The sequence below is a fragment of the Streptomyces sp. NBC_01622 genome (genome assembly GCF_045209635.1).
Classification (GTDB): domain Bacteria; phylum Actinomycetota; class Actinomycetes; order Streptomycetales; family Streptomycetaceae; genus Streptomyces.
On sequence record NZ_CP109293.1, the window covers coordinates 9,094,385 to 9,116,733 of the forward strand.

Annotated in this window: 22 protein-coding genes and 7 tRNA genes; 19 read left to right on the plus strand and 10 right to left on the minus strand. The window is 69.9% G+C overall.

Translation table 11 applies throughout. From position 1 onward, the window contains the following. Positions 1 to 126: 126 nt before the first annotated feature. Positions 127 to 1,137: a recombinase family protein gene (locus OH768_RS42155; RefSeq protein ID WP_406461768.1), complete on the plus strand. Its 1,011-nt coding sequence runs from the start codon at positions 127 to 129 to the stop codon at positions 1,135 to 1,137. Between the two features lie 132 nt (positions 1,138 to 1,269). Here OH768_RS42155 and OH768_RS42160 read toward each other — a convergent pair whose 3' ends face one another. Further along, positions 1,270 to 2,643 carry a protein kinase domain-containing protein gene (locus OH768_RS42160; protein ID WP_406461769.1) on the minus strand — a complete coding sequence of 458 codons (1,374 nt, stop codon included), beginning with the start codon at positions 2,641 to 2,643 and terminating at the stop codon, positions 1,270 to 1,272. 197 nt (positions 2,644 to 2,840) lie between these two features. Here OH768_RS42160 and OH768_RS42165 point away from each other — a divergent pair, with 197 nt between their 5' ends. The 4 genes from OH768_RS42165 (at position 2,841) to OH768_RS42180 (ending at position 5,151) form a co-directional block, all read left to right on the plus strand. Continuing rightward, on the plus strand, positions 2,841 to 3,116 hold the full coding sequence (locus OH768_RS42165) for a hypothetical protein (RefSeq protein ID WP_362972044.1): 276 nt from the start codon (positions 2,841 to 2,843) through the stop codon (positions 3,114 to 3,116). Positions 3,117 to 3,328: 212 nt separating this feature from the next. Continuing rightward, entirely contained in the window at positions 3,329 to 3,538 is a 210-nt protein-coding gene (locus tag OH768_RS42170; protein WP_026178166.1) for a hypothetical protein, read from the plus strand. Between the two features lie 291 nt (positions 3,539 to 3,829). After that, entirely contained in the window at positions 3,830 to 4,771 is a 942-nt protein-coding gene (locus OH768_RS42175) for a phosphotransferase family protein (RefSeq protein ID WP_406461772.1), read from the plus strand. An 80-nt stretch (positions 4,772 to 4,851) separates the two neighbouring features. Continuing rightward, the gene (locus tag OH768_RS42180) at positions 4,852 to 5,151 is read left to right on the plus strand and encodes a zf-TFIIB domain-containing protein (RefSeq protein WP_318015217.1); all 300 of its coding nucleotides are present in this window, start codon (positions 4,852 to 4,854) and stop codon (positions 5,149 to 5,151) included. A gap of 53 nt (positions 5,152 to 5,204) precedes the next feature. On the opposite strand, the gene OH768_RS42185 is transcribed toward OH768_RS42180, so the two are convergent. The 5 genes from OH768_RS42185 to OH768_RS42205 form a co-directional block, all read right to left on the minus strand. Continuing rightward, positions 5,205 to 5,276 (minus strand) — tRNA-Val (locus tag OH768_RS42185). A gap of 34 nt (positions 5,277 to 5,310) precedes the next feature. Next, a tRNA-Val gene (locus OH768_RS42190) sits at positions 5,311 to 5,382 on the minus strand. A gap of 19 nt (positions 5,383 to 5,401) precedes the next feature. Continuing rightward, positions 5,402 to 5,473: transfer RNA gene (locus OH768_RS42195), tRNA-Val, on the minus strand. Between the two features lies 1 nt (position 5,474). After that, positions 5,475 to 5,548, minus strand: a tRNA-Cys gene (locus tag OH768_RS42200). Between the two features lie 39 nt (positions 5,549 to 5,587). Then, positions 5,588 to 5,660: transfer RNA gene (locus OH768_RS42205), tRNA-Gly, on the minus strand. Between the two features lie 179 nt (positions 5,661 to 5,839). Between OH768_RS42205 and OH768_RS42210 the strand changes: the two genes are divergently transcribed. The 3 genes from OH768_RS42210 to OH768_RS42220 are packed head-to-tail and all read left to right on the plus strand — an operon-like array spanning position 5,840 to position 8,579. Then, a complete protein-coding gene (locus OH768_RS42210) occupies positions 5,840 to 6,883 on the plus strand; it encodes a chorismate-binding protein (RefSeq protein WP_406461773.1) in 1,044 nt (347 codons plus the stop codon). Then, complete coding sequence (locus tag OH768_RS42215) at positions 6,880 to 7,701, plus strand: aminotransferase class IV (protein WP_406461775.1); 822 nt, start codon at positions 6,880 to 6,882, stop codon at positions 7,699 to 7,701. Before OH768_RS42210 ends, OH768_RS42215 begins: the two co-directional genes overlap by 4 nt. Before the next feature lie 53 nt (positions 7,702 to 7,754). Then, positions 7,755 to 8,579 carry a GNAT family N-acetyltransferase gene (locus OH768_RS42220; RefSeq protein WP_406461776.1) on the plus strand — a complete coding sequence of 275 codons (825 nt, stop codon included), beginning with the start codon at positions 7,755 to 7,757 and terminating at the stop codon, positions 8,577 to 8,579. Positions 8,580 to 8,594: 15 nt separating this feature from the next. Here the strand turns inward: OH768_RS42220 and OH768_RS42225 are convergent, their stop codons facing one another. Then, positions 8,595 to 9,110 carry a DsbA family protein gene (locus OH768_RS42225; protein ID WP_406461777.1) on the minus strand — a complete coding sequence of 172 codons (516 nt, stop codon included), beginning with the start codon at positions 9,108 to 9,110 and terminating at the stop codon, positions 8,595 to 8,597. 287 nt (positions 9,111 to 9,397) lie between these two features. On the opposite strand from OH768_RS42225, the gene OH768_RS42230 reads away from it, so the two are divergent. Next, positions 9,398 to 9,841 carry a hypothetical protein gene (locus OH768_RS42230; RefSeq protein ID WP_406461778.1) on the plus strand — a complete coding sequence of 148 codons (444 nt, stop codon included), beginning with the start codon at positions 9,398 to 9,400 and terminating at the stop codon, positions 9,839 to 9,841. Positions 9,842 to 10,005: 164 nt separating this feature from the next. Then, entirely contained in the window at positions 10,006 to 10,158 is a 153-nt protein-coding gene (locus OH768_RS42235) for a hypothetical protein (RefSeq protein WP_019059824.1), read from the plus strand. A gap of 64 nt (positions 10,159 to 10,222) precedes the next feature. On the opposite strand, the gene OH768_RS42240 is transcribed toward OH768_RS42235, so the two are convergent. Both OH768_RS42240 and OH768_RS42245 read right to left on the minus strand, forming a co-directional pair. Continuing rightward, complete coding sequence (locus OH768_RS42240; RefSeq protein ID WP_406461780.1) at positions 10,223 to 10,783, minus strand: CGNR zinc finger domain-containing protein; 561 nt, start codon at positions 10,781 to 10,783, stop codon at positions 10,223 to 10,225. 303 nt (positions 10,784 to 11,086) lie between these two features. Then, positions 11,087 to 11,500, minus strand: a complete 414-nt coding sequence (locus OH768_RS42245) for an SsgA family sporulation/cell division regulator (RefSeq protein ID WP_004002642.1) — start codon at positions 11,498 to 11,500, stop codon at positions 11,087 to 11,089. A 191-nt stretch (positions 11,501 to 11,691) separates the two neighbouring features. Here OH768_RS42245 and OH768_RS42250 point away from each other — a divergent pair, with 191 nt between their 5' ends. From OH768_RS42250 to OH768_RS42280, 7 genes are all read left to right on the plus strand, one after another. After that, a complete protein-coding gene (locus OH768_RS42250; protein ID WP_406461781.1) occupies positions 11,692 to 12,168 on the plus strand; it encodes a TIGR02611 family protein in 477 nt (158 codons plus the stop codon). 78 nt (positions 12,169 to 12,246) lie between these two features. Next, positions 12,247 to 12,318: transfer RNA gene (locus tag OH768_RS42255), tRNA-Val, on the plus strand. Positions 12,319 to 12,662: 344 nt separating this feature from the next. Beyond that, positions 12,663 to 13,949, plus strand: coding sequence for an ABC transporter substrate-binding protein (locus OH768_RS42260; protein WP_406461783.1), 1,287 nt, complete (start codon positions 12,663 to 12,665; stop codon positions 13,947 to 13,949). Then, positions 13,949 to 14,917, plus strand: coding sequence for a carbohydrate ABC transporter permease (locus OH768_RS42265; RefSeq protein ID WP_019066340.1), 969 nt, complete (start codon positions 13,949 to 13,951; stop codon positions 14,915 to 14,917). Before OH768_RS42260 ends, OH768_RS42265 begins: the two co-directional genes overlap by 1 nt. Further along, positions 14,914 to 15,786 (plus strand): carbohydrate ABC transporter permease, encoded by an 873-nt coding sequence (locus OH768_RS42270; RefSeq protein ID WP_406461785.1) that lies wholly within the window; start codon positions 14,914 to 14,916, stop codon positions 15,784 to 15,786. The genes OH768_RS42265 and OH768_RS42270 overlap by 4 nt, the downstream gene beginning before the upstream one ends. A 4-nt stretch (positions 15,787 to 15,790) precedes the next feature. Then, positions 15,791 to 16,381, plus strand: coding sequence for a hypothetical protein (locus OH768_RS42275; RefSeq protein WP_406461787.1), 591 nt, complete (start codon positions 15,791 to 15,793; stop codon positions 16,379 to 16,381). A gap of 99 nt (positions 16,382 to 16,480) precedes the next feature. Beyond that, entirely contained in the window at positions 16,481 to 19,216 is a 2,736-nt protein-coding gene (locus OH768_RS42280; protein ID WP_406461788.1) for a Tat pathway signal sequence domain protein, read from the plus strand. 7 nt (positions 19,217 to 19,223) lie between these two features. Here OH768_RS42280 and OH768_RS42285 read toward each other — a convergent pair whose 3' ends face one another. After that, positions 19,224 to 21,659: an SCO7613 C-terminal domain-containing membrane protein gene (locus tag OH768_RS42285; RefSeq protein ID WP_406461790.1), complete on the minus strand. Its 2,436-nt coding sequence runs from the start codon at positions 21,657 to 21,659 to the stop codon at positions 19,224 to 19,226. A gap of 65 nt (positions 21,660 to 21,724) precedes the next feature. On the opposite strand from OH768_RS42285, the gene OH768_RS42290 reads away from it, so the two are divergent. Both OH768_RS42290 and OH768_RS42295 read left to right on the plus strand, forming a co-directional pair. Further along, the gene (locus OH768_RS42290) at positions 21,725 to 22,171 is read left to right on the plus strand and encodes an SRPBCC family protein (protein WP_406461792.1); all 447 of its coding nucleotides are present in this window, start codon (positions 21,725 to 21,727) and stop codon (positions 22,169 to 22,171) included. A gap of 39 nt (positions 22,172 to 22,210) precedes the next feature. Next, positions 22,211 to 22,282 (plus strand) — tRNA-Val (locus OH768_RS42295). Positions 22,283 to 22,349: the final 67 nt, after the last annotated feature.

Genomic DNA, 22,349 nt, shown 5'->3' on the forward strand with positions numbered 1-22,349 from the left:
CATAAATGAACATCTGTGAGAGTTCTGCGAGAGCCCCAGGAGCAATCACATTTCCCCAGGTCGCCGTTCGCAAAAGGCCTCTCAAAACAGGCGCGTTGTGCGAGGCACTTCTGAGAGGCTGCGGCCATGAATCTCACGCCCGATCAGGCCGCATTGGCAGTAGAACGTCACGACTGCCCGAACTGTGACGCGCCCGCAGGCAGCGCCTGCCGAACCCGGGGCGGGAAGACCGCCGCGAAGTACCACACCCCGCGCTTCGTCCTCGTCCCCGCGCTCCGCGAGGAATTGGAGATCCCCGTCCCCGCCGACCGGCTCCCCGGCCGCGCGTGGAAGCAGGGCCCCGCGCTCGCCGTCGTGCCGGCGCCCCGCACCGAGCGGCCGGTGCGGATCGGGTACGCGAGGACGTCGACCGCCCGCCAGGAACTGGCGAGCCAGCTCGAAGCCCTCCACCGCGCGGAGTGCCACAAGGTCTTCCAGGAGCAGATCAGCACCCGCATCAAGGTGCGGCCCGAGCTGGAGAAGGCACTCGCCCTGGCCCGCCAGTTCAAGGAGGCCGCCCCCGAGACGCCGGTCATCTTCACCGTCCACGAGCTTAAGCGCCTCGCACGCAACGCCGCCGAGCTGATGACTCTGTCCGCCGGGCTTCAGGCCGGCGGCATCCAACTCGAACTCCTCACCGGCCCGCTCACCGGCATCTACGACCCCAACGGCATGGGCGCCATGTTCTTCGCCGTACTCGCCGTCGCCGGGCAGATCGAGCGCAACTACATCCGGGAGAAGACCCTCGAAGGCCAGGTCACCGCAGCGGCCAAGGGCAACCACGGCGGACGCCCGAAGGTCATCGACGACGACATGCTCACCTTCGCCGTCGCGCTCAAGGACAAGGGCGTCCCCGTCCCCGAGATCGCGAAGAAGCTGGTCATCAAGACCGGGAAGAACGCGGGCAAGAACCCCTCGGTCGCCTCGCTCTACCGGGCGTTCGCCGAAGCTGAGGAAGCCGCGGCGGACGACGGCCTGCCGCTGGGGCCCAAGCCCGCACGCATCCGCCGGACAGAAGATTCGCTCACCCCTGAGGAGATCGACCTCCGCGAACGTCTCCAGGCCCAGCCTCACCCGAATACGGAGATCCTCAGCTAGACCCGTGATCATTCTCAGCGCCAACGGCTGTACCGATGTTCCCCAAGGCCGCAAAGGGGCGGCAGCCCCTGAGGACGGGACGGGTAGGAGCGGCGGGGGCGAAACAACAACCCCACGACACCTCACCGCGAACTACCCGGCGAAACCGCCCACAGCCCCGAACCGCCCATCCGCCGCTACGACCCTCTCGTGCCCCTGCGGTGCACCGCCCCCCGTGCGCCCAAGCCCGTGCGCCGGCCCCGAGCAGCCCTGGGCCACCGCGATACCGAGCGCGACCAGCAGGGTCACCACGACGAACACGAACAGCCGCTGGCGCAGCAGGCGCGGGTTGGCGGGGCGCCGTCCGGTGCCTGTGGTGCGCGGTCCGGGGCGCCCGGTGCCGCTGCGCGGAGCGGGACGGCTGCCGCTGCCGCTGCCGTTGCCGGAGCGGGTGGTGTTGCGCCCCGCCGGAGTCGGCCGCGCCTGACTCGGCCGGGACGGGACCCCGCCCCCGCGTGACGCACTGCCACCGCCCCGCGACGGCGGGGCGGCACCGCGCGGCGCCGGGGTGCCCTGCGGACCCTGCGGGCGCCGACCGCCCTGCGTGCGCTGCTGCTCCGGATAGCTCTCGGTGAGCCGCCCCGTGGGCCGGTCGGCCTCGCTGCCACGCGGCGCGGGCGGTCGTACATCCGACAGACCTTGGGCCTCGCGGGCGGCGATCTCCTTGAGGCGCAAGGACAGTTGGAGGGTGCTGGGCCGCTCCTCGGGGTCCTTCGCCAGGCACGCGCGGACCAGCGGGGCGAGCGCGTCCGGTACGCCGTGCAGGTGCGCCTCCTCGTGCACCACGCGGTACAGCATCACCTCGGAACTGCCGTGCCCGAAGGGCGAGTCGGACGTCGAGGCGTACGCCAGCGTGGCACCGAGCGAGAACACGTCCGTGGCCGGCGTGACAGCCGCCCCGCGCACCTGCTCGGGCGCGAGGAAGCCGGGCGAACCGACCGCCGTACCGACGTGCGTGAGCGTCGAGGCACCGGTCGCCCAGGCGATACCGAAGTCGATGATCCGCGGGCCCTTGGGGGAGAGGAGGATGTTCGACGGTTTGAGGTCCCGGTGGACGACCCCGGCCTCGTGGACGGCGACGAGCCCCTCCGACAGCGCGGCCCCGATCGCGGCGACCTCGGCCGCGCCGAGCGCGCCCTCGTCGGCGACCTTGTCGTGCAGGGAGGGCCCGGGCACGTACTGCGTGGCGAACCACGGCCGGTCCGCCTCAAGGTCCGCCGCGACCAGCCGCGCCGTGCACCCGCCGCGGATCCGCCGGGCGGCCGACACCTCGCGCGCGAACCGCGAACGGAACTCCTGGTCCTCCGCCAGATCCGGCCGGATGACCTTCAGCGCGACCCGCTGCCCCTTGCGGTCGGAGCCCAGGTAGACGACGCCCATTCCGCCCGCGCCGAGCCGTCTGTGAAGCCTGAACGAGCCGACGACGCGCGGGTCCTCGCGCCTCAGGCGCATCATCGCCATGTTCATCCCCGCTGCCCGGTCCGTGTGACGAGCGACAGCTTACGTTTCCACAGCCGCCCGCGCGCAAAGGCCGCGCCCTCTCGGACCGACGGATTGTCAGTGCCGGGTGGGAAACTTTGAAGGGTGGTCAGAGGCCGTGCGAAGAGCAGGACTTCATATCGCCCCCGACCCCAACCAACCATCACAGAAGGGGGATTGAGCGCGTGAAGGGTGATCGCGTCGAGATAGTGGTGGACGCCGGCGACACCACACGTACATACGAGGTGGTGGCGAGCAGGGCAGGCCGCAGGGTGGAGACGGCGGTACGACGAGGTGTCGTGGAAGTGAGCGAAGTCACCCGCAGCGGCTCCGTCGTCCGCACCGCCCGTTTCATGGCGACCAGGGTCCTCGCCCTGGTCGAGCAGCCGGTTCCGCGCGAGGACAGCTCAGAGAAAGCGGGGCACACCGGACGCCCCCTCAGGGAAGACCCCGAGACCTAGGTCCCCGTCTCCACCCAGGGGAGTAGTTCGCAGGTCATTGCTCATCCTCCGGGAGGCCCGCCAATCGGTACGAGGGCATGACGACCCGCACCCGCCGCACGCCTAGATTTGAGGTCAAGCGGCGGGTGCAGCACTCGTCCCCCGAGGTCAGACACCCGCCGCTGCCAACGACAACTGAGTTCGGTCAACGGAGCACGGTCAGGAGAGGGACCATGGCCCACACGGCACCGCGGGCATTGATCCGCGAAGAGGGACGCAAGGCGTACAACGCGGCGTTCCGCACCCGCCGCACGGGCCGTCGCCACCCGCTGGTGGCGACCTTGATGGCACTTCCCCTGGCGGTCCTGCTCCTCGTCGTCTTCGACGGCTGGGAGACCGTGGCCACACAGGCGTCGTCCGTGGGAGTGATGCTGGGGCGCTGAGCGGCGACCCCAGGCCCGGAAGAGCGGTCCGGGCGGGGACATCAACCCATGAAACCCCGTGGGGACGGGGGTGCGGCGGACGGCAAAAAAAGCCGGCGCAGCTGGGGAGCTGCGCCGGCTTTGCTTTGCCCTCGCGGGAAAACACCCTGGGCCGGAGCGCCCCATAGGGGCGCGGGGCCGCATCGATTTTCGGCTCCGCCGAGTGGGCGCGACCAGCCCCCACCGACCTGCACCGGACCCACGTACCGAGCCGTACGCTCCCATCGAAAGCCGTACGACCCAGGGGACCCCGTGACCACCCACCAACTGCTGCCCGAGCTGACAGCCCGAGCCATAACCGCGGCGCACACCCGAACCTCCGCCTGCCCTTGCGGAGCAACCCGCACGCTCACGGACCGCCCCGACGGCACAGTCGTCCGCCACGCGGCCACCGTCGCCAAGGCCCACGCCCCCAACACAAACCCCACGGACCTCACCGCCCGCCTCACCGCCGCCGCACACCTCCCAGGCATCCTCCTGCCCCCACTGGACCCCACCCCCGTCACCCTGCACGACCGCCAGGTGACGTTCTGGCCCTACGGCACCCCCGTGGACCCGGAGGATCCGGACGCGGCCCCCTGGGAAGCCGCGGCCACCCTCCTAGCCCGCCTCCACCGCACCCCCGCCCCGACCCCTCTCCCACCCATGCGCGGCCCCCTCAAGGCGGTCCGCGCGGTCACCCGCCTCCGCGAGACAAGCGGCGGCCACCCCGCCGCAGCCCCCGTCCTGCACGCCTGGACCCTGCTCCCGGCCTGGGCCCGCGCGGAGGCGCCCCAGCCCGACACGACCACCCTCTGCCACGGCGACCTCCACCTCGGCCAGCTCGTCCGGCACCCGGCCCCCGACGGCCCCTGGCAGCTGATCGACGTCGATGACCTGGGTGTAGGAGTCCCCGGATGGGACCTGGCTCGCCCCGCCGCCTGGTACGCCTGCGGGCTGCTCCCGCCCGAAGAGTGGACCCGCTTCCTGGCCGCGTACCGCGCGGCCGGCGGCCCGGCGGTTCCCACCGACGGCGACCCCTGGCCCGCCCTGGACGTCCCGGCCCGCGCGCTCACCGTGCAGACCGCGGCTCTCGCCATCGTCAAGGCGGTCGCGGCGGGCCGTCCACTGGACGAGGTGGAGGGAGCGGTGGTGGACGCCTGTGACCGAATGGGTTCCGTCCCGCCCGAGTTGACGCCCGGATTCGCGAAGTAGGGTGCAACCGACCGGGGTCGGACGGAGTCTGTCCTGGGGAAACACGAAGACGTACCAACGGCCGAGGAGTTGAGCCGAGCATGCAGTGTCCGAAGTGCCATGCGCCGATGCACACGTACAACCGCAACGGTGTCCAGATCGAACAGTGCAGCAACTGCCGGGGGATCTTCCTCGACTACGGCGAGCTGGAGGCGCTGACCCGCGTGGAGTCGCAGTGGCAGCAGCCGGCCCCACCGCCCCCGGGCCCGCAGGCCTACCCCGCCCCGCCCGCGCCCGCCTGGGGCGCCCCGCACGGCGGCGGTCACGGCGGTGGCCACTACGGAGGTCACGGCGGCCACCACCGCCACAAGAGCTTCGGCCACATGCTGTTCTCCAGCTGACCGGCACACGGAAGAACCCCCGGCCGTACGAGACGGCCGGGGGCTCCGGTGTGTGGACGATACTGGGATTGAACCAGTGACCTCTTCCGTGTCAGGGAAGCGCTCTCCCGCTGAGCTAATCGTCCTCGAGACCACGATCCGGGGATCATGGGCGGTGCGTGCGCGATACTGGGATTGAACCAGTGACCTCTTCCGTGTCAGGGAAGCGCTCTCCCGCTGAGCTAATCGCGCGGGGATCCTTGCGGACCAGTGGACGATACTGGGATTGAACCAGTGACCTCTTCCGTGTCAGGGAAGCGCTCTCCCGCTGAGCTAATCGTCCTTGGAGGTGGAGACGGGATTTGAACCCGTGTAGACGGCTTTGCAGGCCGTTGCCTCGCCTCTCGGCCACTCCACCAGGAGCGTAGGGGTTCGGGAAGATCCCCCACTTCCTGCGAGCGGACGACCAGGTTCGAACTGGCGACCTCAACCTTGGCAAGGTTGCGCTCTACCAACTGAGCTACGTCCGCTTGTCGTTTCCGCTCGGCTTGCGCGTCGCGGCGACGAGTTGAACTCTAGCGGATTCCGGGGCCAGCACAAAAACGCGTTTGTGCAGCGTGCTGGCCTGCGACTACGGGAACACATGGTCAAGGCGGCCGCGGTGACATGGCCGGGCAACCTGTGAGACACCCGCCATAGACTCGACGGTGTGCTCGACCTCGCTCCTCTCGCCCGCTTCGGCGGCCGCGTCGCCACCGGCCTCCTCGATGTCACCAGCGATCCCGCGGCCCTGGACTCCACCGGCTTCTGGGCGGTCGCTGCCGACTTCGAGGGCCGTCTGACCTGCGCGCGCTTCAGCGACGTACGACCCGAACCGGTCCCGGCACCCGTCCCCGGCGCCTGGCACGGCCCCGCGACCGGCGCCTGGACCACCTCCCTCGACCGCGCCGCCTACACCGCCGGCGTCCGCCGCATCCGGGAGCACATCGCGGCCGGCGAGGTCTACCAGGCCAACCTGTGCCGCGTCCTGTCCGCGCCCATCGCCCCCGACGCCGACGTGGACGCCCTCACCGCGCTGCTCGCGCGCGGCAACCCGGCGCCGTACGCAGGAACGATCCGGCTGCCCGGTGACGGTGTCGAGATATCCACCGCGTCACCCGAGCTCTTCCTGCGCCGCACCGGGCGGGTCGTCGAGTCCGGCCCGATCAAGGGCACCGGGCGGACGGAGGCGGACCTGCTGCAGAAGGACTACGCCGAGAACGTGATGATCGTGGACCTGGTCCGCAACGACCTCGGGCGTGTCTGCGCCACGGGGACCGTGACCGTGCCGGACCTGTGTGTCGTCGAGAAGCACCCCGGTCTCGTCCATCTCGTGTCGACGGTCCGGGGTGAGCTGCCCACGGACGCGGGCTGGCCGGAGCTGCTGGCCGCCGCCTTCCCGCCCGGGAGTGTCACCGGTGCCCCCAAGTCCAGTGCCCTGCGCATCATCGACGCCCTGGAGACCGCGCCCCGGGGCCCCTATTGCGGGGGCATCGGCTGGGTCGACGCCGACCGGGGCACCGGCGAACTGGCCGTCGGCATCCGCACCTTCTGGATCGACCGCGCCGACGGCATGCTCCGCTTCGGCACCGGCGCCGGCATCACCTGGGGGTCGGACCCCGAGGGGGAGTGGCGGGAGACCGAGCTGAAGGCGTCACGGCTGCTCGCGGTAGCGTCGGGCGCGTACGAGGTGAGCGGAGGGGCTCTTTCATGAAGATCTGGCTCGACGGCGGGCTACAGGACATCGAGTCCGCCCGCGTCTCCGTCTTCGACCACGGACTGACCGTGGGCGACGGCATTTTCGAGACGGTGAAGGCGACGGGCGGGAAGACGTTCGCGCTGACCCGCCATCTCGACCGGCTGACCCGCTCCGCACGCGGCCTCGGCCTCCCCGACCCCGACCTGGACGAGGTCCGCCGCGGCTGCGCGGCCGTCCTCGCCGCCAACCCGATGCCGTTCGGCAGGCTCCGCATCACCTACACGGGCGGCCACGGCCCCCTCGGCTCGGATCGCGGCGAGCACGGGCCGACCCTTGTGGTCGCCCTCGGTGAGGCAAGCCGCCGCCCGGACTCCACGTCAGTCGTCACGGTCCCCTGGACCCGCAACGAGCGCGGCGCCCTCGCCGGCCTCAAGACCACGTCCTACGCCGAGAACGTCGTCGCCCTCGCCCGCGCCCACCAACACGGCGCCTCCGAGGCCCTGTTCGCCAACACGGTCGGCCAACTCTGCGAAGGCACAGGGTCGAACGTCTTCGTCGTCCTGGACGGTGAGATCCACACCCCGCCGGTCACCTCCGGCTGCCTCGCCGGGATCACCCGCGCCCTGACCGTCGAATGGACCGGCGCGAAGGAGACCGACCTGCCGCTGGACGTCCTGGAGCGCGCCGACGAGGTCTTCCTGACGTCCTCGCTGCGGGACGTACAGGCCGTCCATCTGCTCGACGACCGCCAACTCCCGGGTGTGGCAGGGCCGGTGACCGCCAAGGCGATGCGCGTCTTCGACGAGCGGTCGGGCGACGACCTTGATCCGTAGAAGCCCGATTTAATAGGCTGACCTGGTGCTCCGGGTCGGGTAGAACACAGTTGATGACCACGACCCTGCGGCCGACCGAGCCGCTTCAGCGCGAGGCAGACGGGACGCGTTCACGCCGCTACCAGGTGTGTGTGAACAGCCGTCCCGTCGGCGCGATACACCTCGGCACGAGTCCGTTCTTCGGCGAGTCCGTGGCCCAGATCCTGGATCTGCGCATCGAGGAACCGGACCGTCGTCGTGGCCGGGGCACCGTGGCCGCGTTGGCCGCCGAGGAGGTGACGCGGGGGTGGGGCTGCGATCGGATCGAGGCATCCGTGCCCGCGGAGGCGGAGGCGGCACTCAAGATGGCGACCAACCTCGGATACGTGGTCCGCAACCGCCACATGGAGAAGCCCCTCGGCGACACCGCGCCCGAACTGCCCGAGGGGAGCCGGGGTCGGCCCATGACCCAGGAGGAGTACGGCCCGTGGGAGGACCGCGGGACGGAGGACTTCATCCTGAGCTGGACCGCGCGCGGGGTGCCCGAGGCCGAGGCCCGGACCAGGGCTCTGCAGAGCAACGCCGATTTCCTGCCCGACGGACTCGCCACCGCGGACATGCTCTTCAGCGTCCTGGAGCACGAGGGCACCGGGGTGGGCACGCTCTGGACGGGCCGCCGTGACGGCAACGCCTTCGTCTACAAGGTCGAGTCCGACGCGCGTCATCGGGGCAAGGGCCACGGCCGCACCCTGATGCTCCTGGCCGAGGCGCAGGGCGTGGCGGCCGGTCTGCCCGCCATCCAGCTGAACGTCTTCGCGGGCAACACCCCGGCCGAGCGGCTCTACGAGTCACTCGGCTACAAGACGGTCACCTACCACGTGTACAAGAGCCTGCTCTGAGGCGCGCTTCGGGGCTCACTCGCCCCCTGCGAGCAGCCGGTCGGCGATCTCCTCGATGCGGGCGCGCAGCCCTTCCTGGCTCTTGCTGCCGTCGAGGCGTTCGCCGCCGATGACATACGTCGGGGTGCCGGTCACCCCGATGGCCTTGCCCTCGGCCTGGTCGGCGTCGACGATCAGGATGTGCCGGCCGTCGATCAGGGCGGTGTCGAACTCCTCGGCGTCCAGGCCGAGTTCGCCCGCCACCTCGACCAGGAAGGGTTCGCCCCTACGGTCCAGCTCCTCGACCCGGCCGAGCACGGCCTCGATGTAGTCCCAGCCCCGCCCCTGCTCCACGGCCTCCTCGGCGGCCTGCGCGGCGGCGAAGGCGTGCTTGTGCTTCTCCAGCGGGAAGTGCCGCAGCCGCAGCTCCAGCCGGTAGCCGTAGCGGGCCCGTAGGGCGCGCAGATCCTCCAGCGCGGTGCGGCAGTCCGTGCACTGGAGCTCGCACCAGACGTCGAGGACGGGGGTGCGCGCGGAGGAGAGGTCACTCATGGGACCAGTCTCCCAGCCCCGGATCCACCGTCCCAACCGGGACCACGGGGACCACGGGGACCACGGGGACCACGGGGACCAAGGGACGCGGACGTACGACGCCGACCGGCACCTGGGGAGGATGCAACCCGGAGATGTCCCTGATGTCCTACCGGGGCATGGCATCCAGGGGACCGGACGGTGCAGGATGGAAGGGACGAAGTGCGACCTGCCGGACCGACGTGTCCGAGCGGACCTGCCGACCTCGTCCGACCGAGAGTGCCCGACGGAACTGCCTGGAGGACCGGATGATTGCCGAGACCGTCTGTTCCGCCGTCTCCGCGGCAGGCCTGGGCATCGCGGCGGTCACCGCGTACCGCAAGCGTTTTCTCTCCGCCGCCCGTATCGCCGCCTATTCGCTGGTGCCCGTCGGCCTGGTGATGACCGGGGTCGTCGGCTGGGCCGCCGACACCGCGTTCAGTCCCACGGCCTGGGCGGGTTTCGTCGTACTCGGCGGCGCCTGGCTGCTCTTCACCAGTACCCGCGCCGTGGAGCGCCGCCGTGGCGGCACCCGCAAGGAGCGCAGGGCTGCCCGGGCCTCGGCGCAGCCCGACGCGGTGGCGCCGACGGCCTCCGCGCCCTCCCTCGGCCCGGCCGTACGCCCGGCGACCCGGCCCGCCGCCGCGCCCCGCGCCCAGAGCGGGGACGACTTCAGCGACATCGAGGCCATCCTGAAGAAGCACGGCATATGACGGCCGCACAGCGACTGAAACGACACAGAGCGAGCCGGGCCCGCCGGTAAGTGTTCAGGACGCGACGCGACCCGAAACGGACATCACGGAATTCAGCGAACTCCCTCCCTTATCGGGCGTGTTGATCGCGTGAGGGGTCCTCGCTGCGTCATCATCGCGACGAGATGCTGGACACGACACAGAGCGACGCCGCGCCGCCGAAGGACGAGCCGCGCGGGTGCCTTTTCGCCCTTTCCCAGCCACCGCTGATGATCTTCCTTGCGGTGATCGGGTGTCTGCTGCTCATGGCCTCGCTGCACGACCTGCTGATGCTGTGAGCCGTACTCGTGGTCCCCGACGTCACCCGCCGGGGGCCACGACCTCATCGAGGGGCGCCGGCCGTCAGCCCGCGGCTTCCTTGCGCCGGGCCCGGTACGCGGCGACATGCAGTCGGTTTCCGCAGGTCCGGCTGTCGCAGTACCTGCGCGAGCGGTTCCGGGAGAGGTCGACGAAGGCGCGCCTGCAGTCGGGGGCCTCGCAGCGGCGCAGCCGCTCCTGCTCGCCGGCCACCACGAAGAACGCGAGCGCCATCCCGCAGTCGGCGGCGAGATGGTCGGCGACCGAGGCGCCGGGCGCGAAATAGTGCACGTGCCAGTCGTAGCCGTCGTGGTCCGTGAGGCGGGGCGTGGTGCCCGCGGCGGCGACCAGGTCGTTGATCAGTCCGGCGGCGGCCCGGGGGTCCGGCGCGGAGAAGACCGCGGTGAACCGGCCGCGGATCTTGCGCACGGCGGAGAGGTCGAACTCCGAGAGCACGCCGACATCGCTGATCTCGTGGTTTCGTACGAAATCCGTGAGCAGCGCGACGTCCGACAGTCCGTCCGGCGCCGCGGCGTCCTCCGGTGCGGTGTTCACCAGATCCACCACGGTGTCGAGGGCACACCGGGTGTCGTGGGTGATCAGCACGTTTAGCTCCCTGGCCTGGGGGTCGGGCGGGCGCCCGCCGATGCTGGCCGATGGTAGTGGCATCCCGGAGGGCGGCCCCTGCCTCTATGAACGCCTTCGTGTCCCTCACGGTTCCCCGGACTACGGAGAGTCGCGCCCTCCGCGGCCCACGGGGGACCGCCGGTAGCAGGTACCGCACGCACCGGCGCCGCCCCCGCGACGAATCGCGGCGACGGCGCCGGTGTGTGCCATATGCGGTTGTCCACGCCCGAGCCGTCTCCCCGAGTTCGGACGGCGCCGGGTGGTTTGGGTCGGGGCCGTGCGCTAGCTCTCCGCCAGGATGTGCGACAGCTCCTGATCCAGGTCGAAGTGCCGGTGCTCCGTGCCGGGTGGCACGGCGGCGTCCGTCCGCTTCAGGAAGGACTCCAGGGCCCGTGCGGGAGCCTCCAGCAGGGCTTCGCCCTCGGGAGAGCTCAGTGCGATGCAGACGACGCCCTGACCGTGACTACGGGATGGCCAGACACGGACGTCGCCGGTACCGGTGGGCCGGTGGAGGCCCTCCGCGAGAAGGTCGCGGGCGAACACCCACTCGACGGTCTCCTCGGCTCCGGTGTGGAAGGTGGCGTGCACGGCGTAGGGGTCGGCCGTGTCGTACCTCAGGCCTGCGGGGACAGGCAGGGATGACTCGCTCGACACAACGAGGCGCAGGTGCAGCTCGCAGCTGACCGTGGTGTTCATAAGCGCCAGGGCCTTTCGCTCAGTGTGCGCTCGGGGATTCGCACGTCGGCGAAATCGACATGCCACCTACGGTGCCGTTGTAAACCCCTCTGAGTGTTTTGCGTGCCTTTACGTAACTCTTCCGGCCGAGAGCTCGATCGCCCGGTGCGGCCATTCCGGTGACTGGTTTCCCTCGGGTAGGGTTTGTCCGTATGAATACGGGGAGTGACGGGCCGGGTGAGGTTGTCGTGGCGCCGGACGGAGCGGCCGACGGGGTGCCGGACGGGACAGGAGCGGACGGGGCGCGGGACGAGCGGGGGCTCGGTTCCAAGGCGCCGGAATTCATCAAGGCGCGCCGTGCGCTGCACGTGAGCTGGCAGGTCGGCGTGTTCGTCGTCGGCCTCGCGGTCGTAGCCGCCGGCATCGTGATGCTGCCGCTGCCGGGACCCGGCTGGGTGGTGATCTTCGGCGGTATGGCGATCTGGGCGACCGAGTTCGTCTGGGCCCAGCTGGTGCTCCGCTGGACGAAGCGCAAGGTCACCGAGGCGGCGCAGCGCGCGCTCGACCCCGCCGTGCGCCGCCGCAACATCGTCCTGACCTCGATCGGCCTGGTGATCGTGGTCGCCCTTGTGGGCGTCTACGTCTGGAAGTTCGGTGTCGTGATGCCCTGGAAGATCAAGGACCAGTGACCCGGTGACGGCGCCCGGGTGCCTTCCCGTGCTGGTCGGAGGCACCCGCTGACATGGGGTAATGTTCTCCGTGCGTCCGGGCGATTAGCTCAGTGGGAGAGCGCTTCGTTCACACCGAAGAGGTCACTGGTTCGAACCCAGTATCGCCCACCCGGACCGACGGCCCGCGTGTGATCACGCAGGCGGGCCGTCGTCGTTCGCCCGCCGGTGACGAGAGGTCAACTCCCCGCCGCCCAGGCCTTTTTCGGCCGGTCGTCAGCGAGTGCGGCCGGCTGCTTCCTGTTCGTCCGGCCGAACACGGGCGCCTCACCTGCGGTGTCCGTCCCGCCGCTCCCGCGCCGTGTCCGGCGGCGCCGTCGTAGCGCTCAGCCGGTCCACAAGAAATTCCTGTCCGAATCATTGACGCACCCCGAGGGCCTCCGTAACTTGTGCCAGCAAGCGCTTACTTGAAACGATTCATGCAGGTGGCAACGACGCTACGGGGAGGGCCCGTCATGGGAACCGGCACGAATGTGGAGAGGCGTACGGTCTTGAAGGCCGCCGGAGTCTCGGCGGTCACGCTGGGGCTGGCCGCGACGGCTTGCGGCGGCAACGGCGGCACGTCCGCGGACGGGACGGTGACGATCCGTTACTCGTGGTGGGGTGCAGAGGAGCGGGCGAAAAAGATCAATCAGTCCATCGCGCTCTTCGAGAAGAAGTATCCGAAGATCAAGGTGAAGACGGACTTTCAGACGTATCAGTCGTTCTGGGAGAAGTTCCAGACGCAGGCCGCGGGCGGAAATCCGCCGGACGTATTCCAGAACGCCGTCGGATTTCTTCGGAAGTACGACAGGAGAGGCATTCTTCTCGACCTCAACTCTCAGGTAAAAGCAGGCAATCTGAGTCTGGATCACTTCCGTGCGGGCGTCACGAAGGTCGGTGAGGTCGACGGAAAGCAGCTCGGTGTTCCGGTCGGCTCCAACACCATGGCGCTGGTCATCGACAAGAAGGTGTTCGAGAAGGCGGGCGTCGACCCGGCGACGGGCTGGACCTGGGACGACTACTTCAAGGCCCTCAAGACGATCCACGACAAGACGAAAGTCCCCGGCGACACGGGCTACTTCGCCATCATGTACCTGTACGACCTCTACCTCCGGCAGAACGGCAAGGCGTTCTTCACCAAGGACGGGCTCGGTTTCGACAAGTCCGATCTGACGGAGTGGTGGACGGACGGCTACGGCCGGGTGAAGGCCGGAATCGTCACGGACCCGAAGGTCGTCGCACAGGACCAGCCCAAGTCGTCGCTCTCCGCCGGGCACGGTGCCTCGGAGTTCACCTGGGACAACTTCACGGTCCGCTACTCGGCGGAGGGCAGCAGCACCTACGGCCTCGCCCCGATCCCCACCATGGACGGCAAGCACACGGGCCAGTACCTCGCCTCGCTGATGCTGAGCGCCTCCGCCCACACCGCGCACCCCAAGGAAGCCGCGCAGTTCATCGACTTCATGGTCCACGACCCGGCGGTCGGCCAGATCATGGGCTACGACCGCGGCATCCTGGCGAGCACCGAGCAGTACGCGGCGTTCAAGCCCACCGACACGGTGAGCAAGGAGATCGCGCAGTACGAGGACACCACCGCCAAGTCCGGCGTCCTCGGCACGATCACCCCGCACCCCTCCGGCGCCGACACCGTCGAGGCCGCCTTCCTGCGCATCGGCGGTGACCTCGGCCAGGGCAAGACCAAGGTCACGGACGCGGTGAAGCAGTTCTTCACCGAGTCCGAGGCCGCCTTCCAAGCCTGATGGGAACCGCCGTGACGCTCGTCAAGGACTCCGTGCCCACCACCCGGAAGGCACGCTCCGCCGCCCCCGTCACCAAGGGGCGGCGGGGCCGCCGGGAGAACCTCGCCGGCTATCTCTTCATGTCCCCCTGGATCGCGGGCTTCCTGCTGCTGACCGCGGGCCCCATGGTCGCCTCGCTCTACTTCGCGTTCACCGACTACAACCTCTTCAACAGCCCGAAGTGGGTCGGTTTCGACAACTTCACCGCGATGTTCGACGACCCGCGCTGGCGGAAGTCGGTCGAGGTGACGGCGAAGTACGTCGTCATCGGCACCCCGCTGAAGCTGCTGCTCGCCCTCGGCGTCGCCCTGCTGCTGGCCCAGAGCCGCCGCGGCCAGGCCTTCTACCGGGCCGCGTTCTACGCCCCCTCGCTGATCGGCGCGAGCGTCTCGATCGGCTTCGTCTGGCGGTCGCTCTTCTCCGACGGCGCCGTGGTGGACCGTACGCAGTCCTTCCTCGGCTTCCATGTCGGCGGCTGGGTCGGCAACGCCGACTGGGTCCTGTACTGCCTGGTGGCGCTGACCGTCTGGCAGTTCGGGGCGCCCATGGTGATCTTCCTGGCCGGGCTCAAACAGGTGCCCCGGGAGCTCTACGAGGCCGCCGAGATGGACGGCGCCGGACCCTTCCGGCGCTTCTGGAGCATCACGCTGCCGATGATCTCCCCGGTGCTGTTCTTCAACGTGCTGCTGGAGACCATCCACTCGTTCCAGATCTTCGGCTCGGCGTACGTCGTCTCCAACACGTACTGCGGTCCCGCCGACGCCACGCTCGTCTACACCTGTTACCTCTACCAAAAGGGCTTCAAGGACGCCCAGATGGGCTTCGCCGCCGCGATGGCCTGGATGCTGCTGCTCGCCGTGGCACTGGTGACGGCCGTCCTCTTCTGGTCCCAGAAGAAGTGGGTGCACTACGAGGAGGACGCCCGATGAGCGCCACCACCACGAAGCCGCCCGCCCTCGGCCGCCGCCGCACCGGTTCCCTGGTCTGGCATCTCGGCGCGCTGCTGATCCTCGCGGTGATCCTCTATCCGGTGGTCTGGGTCGTCGGCGCCTCGTTCAAGCCCAGCAAGGACATCATCAACAGCCTCCAGCTGTTCCCGGGCCACCCCATCCTGTCCAACTTCAAGGGCCTCGCCGACGGCATAGCCGACATCAGGATCTGGACCTTCTTCGAGAACTCCCTTTTCTACGCCCTCGGTTCGGTCGTCGGCATCCTGGTCTCCTGCTCCCTGACTGCCTACGCGTTCGCCCGCATCCGGTTCGCCGGCCGCAACTTGCTCTTCTCCCTCATGATCGGCACGCTCCTGCTGCCGTATCACGTGCTGCTGATCCCGCAGTACGTGATGTTCCAGAAGCTCCAACTGGTCAACACCTACGTCCCGTTGCTCATCGGCAAATACCTGGCGACCGAGGCCTTCTTCGTCTTCCTGATGGTGCAGTTCATGCGGAACCTGCCCAAGGAACTGGACGAGGCCGCCCGCCTCGACGGCTGCGGGCATCTGCGGATCTACTGGTCGATCGTGCTGCCGCTGTGCAGGCCCGCACTCATCACCAGCGCGATCTTCACCTTCATCAACGCCTGGAACGACTTCATGGGCCCGCTGATCTACCTCAACGAACCGGGCAAGTACACCGTCTCCCTGGGCCTGATGATGTTCCGCGACTCCGACGGAGTGGCCGCGAACTACGGCGGCATGATCGCGATGTCGCTGGTCGCGCTGCTGCCGGTGCTGCTGTTCTTCCTCGCCTTCCAGCGGTATCTGATCGACGGTATGGCGACCTCCGGACTGAAGGGCTGAGGCGGTGACCGAAGCACGTGTGAAGGCGCGGAAGGAATCGGTCTTCGCCGAGCGGTTCGGAGTGTTCGCCGAATGTCTGCTCACCGGGGTGTGGATCGCCGTCGCATCGGCGGGAGTCGTCACCTATCCCGCCGCATTCGCCGCCGGGGCACGGCACTTGAGGCGCCGCACCGCTCATGTGGGCGGCGGCTGGCGGGAGTTCGTCGCGGACTTCCGGGCGGCGGTGCGTGGCGGGTGGGTCGTCGGCCTCGCCGGCTGGGGCGCGGGGGCCGCCGTGTGGGTGGACGTCCAGGCCGTGCGGGCCGGGCTGCCCGGTGGGCCGCTCATCGGTGCCGTCGGGGTGTTCGCGCTGCTCGGGCTCGTCGTCGCCGGGATGCGTGCGGCGGCGGTCTGGGCGCCGGGGGACACCTGGCGGGCCCTGCTCGCCGAGGCCGGCCGCCGGACCGTGCTCGACCCCGCAGGTTCCTTCCTGCTCGTCGGCGGACTGGTCCTCGTCGGCTGTTCCGCCCTGCTCATCGCACCGCTGGCGGTCCCCGTCCTGGGAGCAGTTGCCGCGGCGGCCGTCGCGGTGGAAGAGCGGTATCGGGGCCGCTGACGGGCGGTTCTGCGGCAGCGGACTGCTGCCGCACCTCTATCTGTCATGCCCCTGACCAGACGGACGTGAGAAACGCTACCCGCACGGAAAGGACAGGTCATGTCTCCCATCCCCCGCAGGTCCCTCCTCAAGGCAGCCGCTGTCGCGGGAGCCGCCGCGCAGTTCAGCTGGGCGCTAGGGGCGAAGGACGCCCAGGCCGCACCCAGAGCCGCCGCTGCCGACGACGACCCGGTGACCCTCGACTGGCTGGAGGACGGCGGTCTCGGCGCCGCGCCCGGTTCGACGGTCGGCGTGCCGTGGCCGATGGGCACCTACCAGGAGGACCAGACCTTCGCGCTGACGGATGCCGAGGGCACGGCCGTTCCGGTGCAGTCCTGGCCGCTCGCCTACTGGCCCGACGGCTCGCTCAAGTGGACCGCGCACGCGGTGAGTTCGGGCTCAGGCAAGCTCACGCTCACCGCCGGGGACACGGCCGCCCCCGACAAGAAGGTCACCGTCGACAAGAGCGGCGGCACCATCGACGTGTCGACCGGGGTCATCACCGCGAAGATCGGCAAGACCGGCTCCACCCTCATCAAGTCGGTCACCAGGGACGGTACGGAGATCGCCAGGAACGGCCGGCTCGTCCTCATCCGCCAGCCCGAGATCGAGGACGAGGACCAGGGCTCGGTGAAGACCGAGCGCTTCGACGGCGTCATCGGCGAGGTCACCGTCGAACAGGACGGCCCGGTAAGGGCGGTGATCCTCATCGACGGCAAACACCGCAGGGGCGGCCGGAGTTGGCTGCCGTTCTCGATCCGCCTCTACTTCTACGCGGGCGCAGACTCCTTCCGCATGGTGCACACGATCACCTTCGACGGCACGGTGGAACCCGGCAAGGCCAGCGGTGACTTCATCCGCGGCCTCGGCGTCCGCTTCACCGTGCCGATGCGGGACGCTGCCTACGACCGCCACATCCGCATCGGCGGCGAGGGAACAGGTCTGCTGCGCGAGGCGGTTCAGGGCATCACGGGCCTGCGTCGCGACCCTGGCGCGACCGTCCAGGCGGCCCAGTACGCGGGCCAGAAGCTGGCCGATCCGTCCACCTGGGACCAACGGGTCACGACCCGTCTCCAGTACATTCCCAAGTGGGGCGACTACACCCTCTCCCAGCTCTCCGCCGACGGCTTCACCCTGCGCAAGCGAACCACCAAGGGCTACGGCTGGATCCCCGCCGGCGGTGGCGGGCACGCCTCCGGGTTCGGGTACGTCGGCGGGGCGAGCGGCGGATTCTCCTTCGGACTGCGGGACTTCTGGGAGAAGTTCCCCGCGCAGCTCGACATCCGCGACGCCCACACCGACGAGGCCGAGGTAACCCTCTGGCTCTGGTCGCCCGAGGCCCAGCCGATGGACCTGCGCTTCTACCACGACGGCATGGGCCAGGACACCTACGCCGAACAGCTCCAAGGCCTCGAAATCACCTACGAGGACTACGAACCCGAGTTCGGCACCCCGTACGGCATCGCCCGCACCTCCGAACTCCTCTTCTGGGCCAACGAGTCGACGCCGACCCCGGAGACCCTCGCCCAACAGGTCGAAGCGCTACGGGTGTTGCCCCAACTAGCCGCCCCGCCTCAGCAGTTGATCAAGTCCAAGGTCTTCGGCCCCGGCCTCTACTCCGAACCCGACCGCTCCACCGCCGCCAAGGCGAAGGTCGAGGACCATCTCGACTTCCTCTTCACCTACTACAAGGACCAGGTGGCGCAGCGCCGTTGGTACGGCTTCTGGGACTACGGCGACTTCATGCACTCGTACGACACCGTGCGCCACCAGTGGCGGTACGACATCGGCGGCTACGCCTGGGACAACTCCGAGCTGTCGCCGGACATCTGGCTCTGGTTCGCGTACATCCGCTCGGGCCGCTCGGACATCTTCCGCTTCGCCGAGGCGCTCACCCGGCACACCGGCGAGGTCGACGTCTACCACCTCGGCCAGTGGGCCGGGTTGGGTACCCGGCACGGCGTCCAGCACTTCGCCGACAGTGCCAAGCAGCAGCGCATCGCCAACACCACCTACCGGCGCTACTACTACTTCCTCACCGCGGACGAACGCGTCGGCGACCTCATGGCGGCCAATGTCGACTCCGACGAGACGTTCCTCGTCCTCGACCCGATCCGCAAGATCCGTACCGAGCCGTACACGCCCGACCGGCATGCCCTGTCGATCGGATTCGGCACCGACTGGAGCGGGTTGGTGTCGGCATGGCTGACCGAGTGGGAGCGCAAGGGCCCCAAGTGGGAGAAGGCGAAGGCGCGCGTCCTGTCCACGATGGAGACAATCGCCGCCCAGCCCAACGGATTTGTACAGGGAAGCGGGCTGTACGACCTCGACACCGGCAGGTTCGCCGTCGCCTCCGCGCCCGTGGTCTCCGTCTCGCACCTCTCGGCCGTCTTCGGTCTCAACGAGCTGTGCGCTGAACTGATTTACCTCGTCGACATGCCCAAGTTCAAGGAGGTGTACATGGATTACTGCCGCTACTTCAACGCCTCCAAGACGGAACAGGCGGCACGTTACGGCTCCAACTTCGGCACCCTGCTGCTCTTCCAGGGCCACTCACGTCTCGACGCCTACGCCGCCGTACAACTCGACGACGCGGCACTCGCCAAGCGGGCCTGGACGAAGTTCTACGGCTCCGACGGCTACATGGAGACCTCGCCCTGGAAGACGGAGGCGCTGAACGGTCCGGTCACCCTCGTCCCGGGCAGCGAGGCCGCGTGGGTGTCCTCGAACGACACCGCGCTGTACGGCCTCGCCGCCATCGAGAACCTGGCGCTGCTCGGCGACAAGATGCCCTAGCCGAGGGCTAGTTCATCCTCCCCAGGACCTCCCGTACCCGCCGGGCGTCACGGATCCGCTGCTCGTAGGTCGCGCCGAGTGCGAGCAGCAGGAGTCCGGCGAGGGCGGGAGGTGCCCAGCGGGGGAGGGCGCCGACGACCTGGACGAGGTACGGGGCGAGTTCGTGCAGCGCGTCCAGCGCGAGGGTGCTGCCGCCGAGGACGAGGGGTGCCTGCAGGCGGTGCCGGGCTCCCAGCAGGGTGACGGCCAGCGCGGCAGTGCCCAGCAGCAGTGGGCGGGTCCAGTGCGGGTCCGTCCAGGCCGCGAGGAGGCTCGGCGCGAGCGTGACGGTGAGCCCGGGGCCGTAGGCCGTCCAGGACGTGGCGCTCGGGTCGCGGCGCCTGCGCAGCGCGCCGACGAACAGCGCGGGGACGGTCACCGGCAGCGTGTACGCCTCGGGGTTGGTGACGTTCCAGGTGCTCAGCCGCACCCAACTGGCGAGGACGAAGAGAGCGGCGGCCACATAGCCGAGGCTCCTGCGTTCGGGCCGTATCGCCGTACCCGCCACGATCACCCCGCACAGGGCCAACACCAGTGCCAGCACGGGCAGTTCGGCCGTCGCGAGATCGATCGCGACCAGCGCCGCCGCAGCCCCCGTGATCTCGACCGCCTTCGTGGTGGCCGGGTCGGTGATGCGTGCCGCGAGCAGTGCGGCGGTCACCGGTACGAGCAGCACCAGCAGCGCGATGTGCTGTGGCTGCCAGTCGAGGGAGGCGCCCACCGCGCAGGCGAGGGCCGTGGCGTAGCCGAGGGAGGCGGCGGCGGACGCCGGTGCGAGGCGCCCGCGCCAGGCGGCTGCCGCGAACACGGCGGTCAGCGACGCGAGGACGGAGAGAGTGGCCGGCTCGGCGGCCAGGGCGAGGCAGGCGAGGCTGAGAGAGGTGACCAGGGCGAGCGTGGTCGCCATGCGGTGCCTGAGCGCGAGCAGTGCCATGACCGTGCCCCCGTGTACCAACAGGCCGACGTTGTACGGCAGTTGCAGCGCGGTCGGGAGGATGAGTGCCGTCGCCCAGGCCAGGGTGAGGGCGCCGGTCAGCGACTGGGGGCGCCATTCGGCGGCGCGGACCGAGAGGGCCAGCACTGTGGCAACCGCGAGCAGGATCAAGGGAGTTGTGGTCGCGTGCGCCGGCCAGAAGGTGTCCGTCGCCGCCGCTTCACGGGCGTCGCCGGGCGCACCGGACCACGCACGGGACAGCCACGCGGCCGGGCCGAGCAGCGTGACGCCGACGGCGGGCAGCGTCCACAGCACCGCGCTCGCCTGCACGACACCGGAGGCCCAGCCGAGGCCGTCGCGCACGGGCTTGGGGAGTCGGCCCCGTACCAGTGCCAACAGGGCGATCCCGCACGCCAGATAGCCGGGAACCGTCCAGTCGGCGGGCAGCGACGCGCGCAGCATTCCGCCGAGCGCGGCGACCACGAACAGGCCGCCCGCCGCGGCCGTACTCGTCCGGAGGCCACGGCCCGAAGCGAGCCACGCGGCGCCGAACGCACCCGCCGCGGCGAGAGCGAAGAGCGCCGCCGCACGGGCGGCGGCGCCCGGACCGGCCGCATCCAGAGAGATGAGGCCGGCCGCCGGCACGCCCCAGCCACCCATGCCGAACGCACCGCCGGCGGCGACGGCGCGAACGGCCTTAGGAGTGACCCGGAGCGCGACAACCATGTCGATCACGGCGGTCAGCAGCACCGCCGCCGTGATCGTACGAGGGCCCCCGCCGGCCGCGATCGCCCAGAGGACCAAGGGGAGTTGGGCGACCGCGAGCGCGGCGGGGAGGGGGAGGAGAAGGGCCGGCGAGGCGGGTGCGGTGGTCGGGTCGGCGCGGGCGACGGCCGGGCGGGGGAGCGCCGCCGTCCCGATGCCGTACGCCGCCCACACCACCGCGAGCACCGCCGACGCGGCAGCCGCGAACGAGACGCCGTACCTGTCCGGGAAGGCGACCTCGTGCAGCGCGTAGGTGTCCAGCACCGTCAGGACGAGACCGATGCCCGCGATCGACTCGGCCGTGGAACGCAGGCCCCGCCGCAGCAGCGCCACGGGCGCGCCGAGCGCCGTCAGCGTCACCGCGCCGAGCACCAGCGCCCGGCCCGTGATCCCCATGCTTCCCCAGCTGACCAGCGTGAACGCCGTCGCGGCGAGGGCGAGCAGGATGCCGCCGAGCACCAGCAGCAGGTTCTGCACACCGGGCGCGGTGGTCTCGCGGCGGGACGGCACGGTCGGCAGTGGCGGCGGCACGGGCGCGGACCAGGCGGGCTGAAGCACGGTCAGCAGCCAGGCCCGGCGGTGCAGCAACCGCGCACGGCGGGCGTCCAGTTGGTGCAGCTCGGCATCGAGGAGCTGCAACTCCAGGGCCGGGGGCGGGATGTGCGTCATGACTCGGAGTGTGGCGCCCGTCACGCCGTACGACATGAGTACGGGTACTCAAACGCCCCCGATTGCCGGGAGACGGGCCGCCCAGCGGGCAGACTCCCGCTATGGACTGGACCCATTACCGCTTCCGCGCCCGATGGGAGCTGCCCGCGCCGCCCGCCGTCGTCTACCCGGTCCTGGAGCGGGCCGAGGAGTATCCGCGCTGGTGGCCGCAGGTGCGCGAGGTCAACCAGCTCGACGACACCACCGGCGTCATCCGCATCCGCGCGAGCCTGCCGTACGCGCTGACCTTCACCGCGCGCGAAGTGCGGCGCGATCAGGCCGCCGGGGTGCTGGAGATCGCGATGACCGGAGATCTGGAGGGCTGGGCGCGCTGGACGCTCACGGCCGACGGCACCGGCACGCTCGCCCGCTACGACCAGGTGGTCGACCTGAACCGGCCGCTGCTCAGGCGGTTCGCCGTACCCGGGCGGCCGGTGTTCCGGCTCAACCACGCGCTGATGATGCGGGCCGGACGGCGCGGGCTGCTCGCGCACCTGGAAGCGGTTTGAAGGAAACCGGCGGGGGCCTGTATTGTTCAGTCCGTTCCCGGGCGATTAGCTCAGTGGGAGAGCGCTTCGTTCACACCGAAGAGGTCACTGGTTCGAACCCAGTATCGCCCACCGGGGAAAACCGGTCCGCATCAGCGGGCCGGTTTTTTCGTATCCCGGGCACGTCTTCGTGTCCGTT

Excerpts from the sequence above, each read along its gene's own strand:
- OH768_RS42260 (WP_406461783.1), top strand. The coding sequence starts at position 12,663 with ATGGGAACCGGCACGAATGTGGAGAGGCGTACGGTCTTGAAGGCCGCC.
- OH768_RS42270 (WP_406461785.1), top strand. The coding sequence starts at position 14,914 with ATGAGCGCCACCACCACGAAGCCGCCCGCCCTCGGCCGCCGCCGCACC.
- OH768_RS42245 (WP_004002642.1), bottom strand. The coding sequence starts at position 11,500 with ATGAACACCACGGTCAGCTGCGAGCTGCACCTGCGCCTCGTTGTGTCG.
- OH768_RS42215 (WP_406461775.1), top strand. The coding sequence starts at position 6,880 with ATGAAGATCTGGCTCGACGGCGGGCTACAGGACATCGAGTCCGCCCGC.
- OH768_RS42230 (WP_406461778.1), top strand. The coding sequence starts at position 9,398 with ATGATTGCCGAGACCGTCTGTTCCGCCGTCTCCGCGGCAGGCCTGGGC.
- OH768_RS42160 (WP_406461769.1), bottom strand. The coding sequence starts at position 2,643 with ATGAACATGGCGATGATGCGCCTGAGGCGCGAGGACCCGCGCGTCGTC.
- OH768_RS42225 (WP_406461777.1), bottom strand. The coding sequence starts at position 9,110 with ATGAGTGACCTCTCCTCCGCGCGCACCCCCGTCCTCGACGTCTGGTGC.
- OH768_RS42280 (WP_406461788.1), top strand. The coding sequence starts at position 16,481 with ATGTCTCCCATCCCCCGCAGGTCCCTCCTCAAGGCAGCCGCTGTCGCG.
- OH768_RS42285 (WP_406461790.1), bottom strand. The coding sequence starts at position 21,659 with ATGTCGTACGGCGTGACGGGCGCCACACTCCGAGTCATGACGCACATC.
- OH768_RS42265 (WP_019066340.1), top strand. The coding sequence starts at position 13,949 with ATGGGAACCGCCGTGACGCTCGTCAAGGACTCCGTGCCCACCACCCGG.
- OH768_RS42155 (WP_406461768.1), top strand. The coding sequence starts at position 127 with ATGAATCTCACGCCCGATCAGGCCGCATTGGCAGTAGAACGTCACGAC.
- OH768_RS42170 (WP_026178166.1), top strand. The coding sequence starts at position 3,329 with ATGGCCCACACGGCACCGCGGGCATTGATCCGCGAAGAGGGACGCAAG.
- OH768_RS42250 (WP_406461781.1), top strand. The coding sequence starts at position 11,692 with ATGAATACGGGGAGTGACGGGCCGGGTGAGGTTGTCGTGGCGCCGGAC.
- OH768_RS42180 (WP_318015217.1), top strand. The coding sequence starts at position 4,852 with ATGCAGTGTCCGAAGTGCCATGCGCCGATGCACACGTACAACCGCAAC.
- OH768_RS42290 (WP_406461792.1), top strand. The coding sequence starts at position 21,725 with ATGGACTGGACCCATTACCGCTTCCGCGCCCGATGGGAGCTGCCCGCG.
- OH768_RS42235 (WP_019059824.1), top strand. The coding sequence starts at position 10,006 with ATGCTGGACACGACACAGAGCGACGCCGCGCCGCCGAAGGACGAGCCG.
- OH768_RS42220 (WP_406461776.1), top strand. The coding sequence starts at position 7,755 with ATGACCACGACCCTGCGGCCGACCGAGCCGCTTCAGCGCGAGGCAGAC.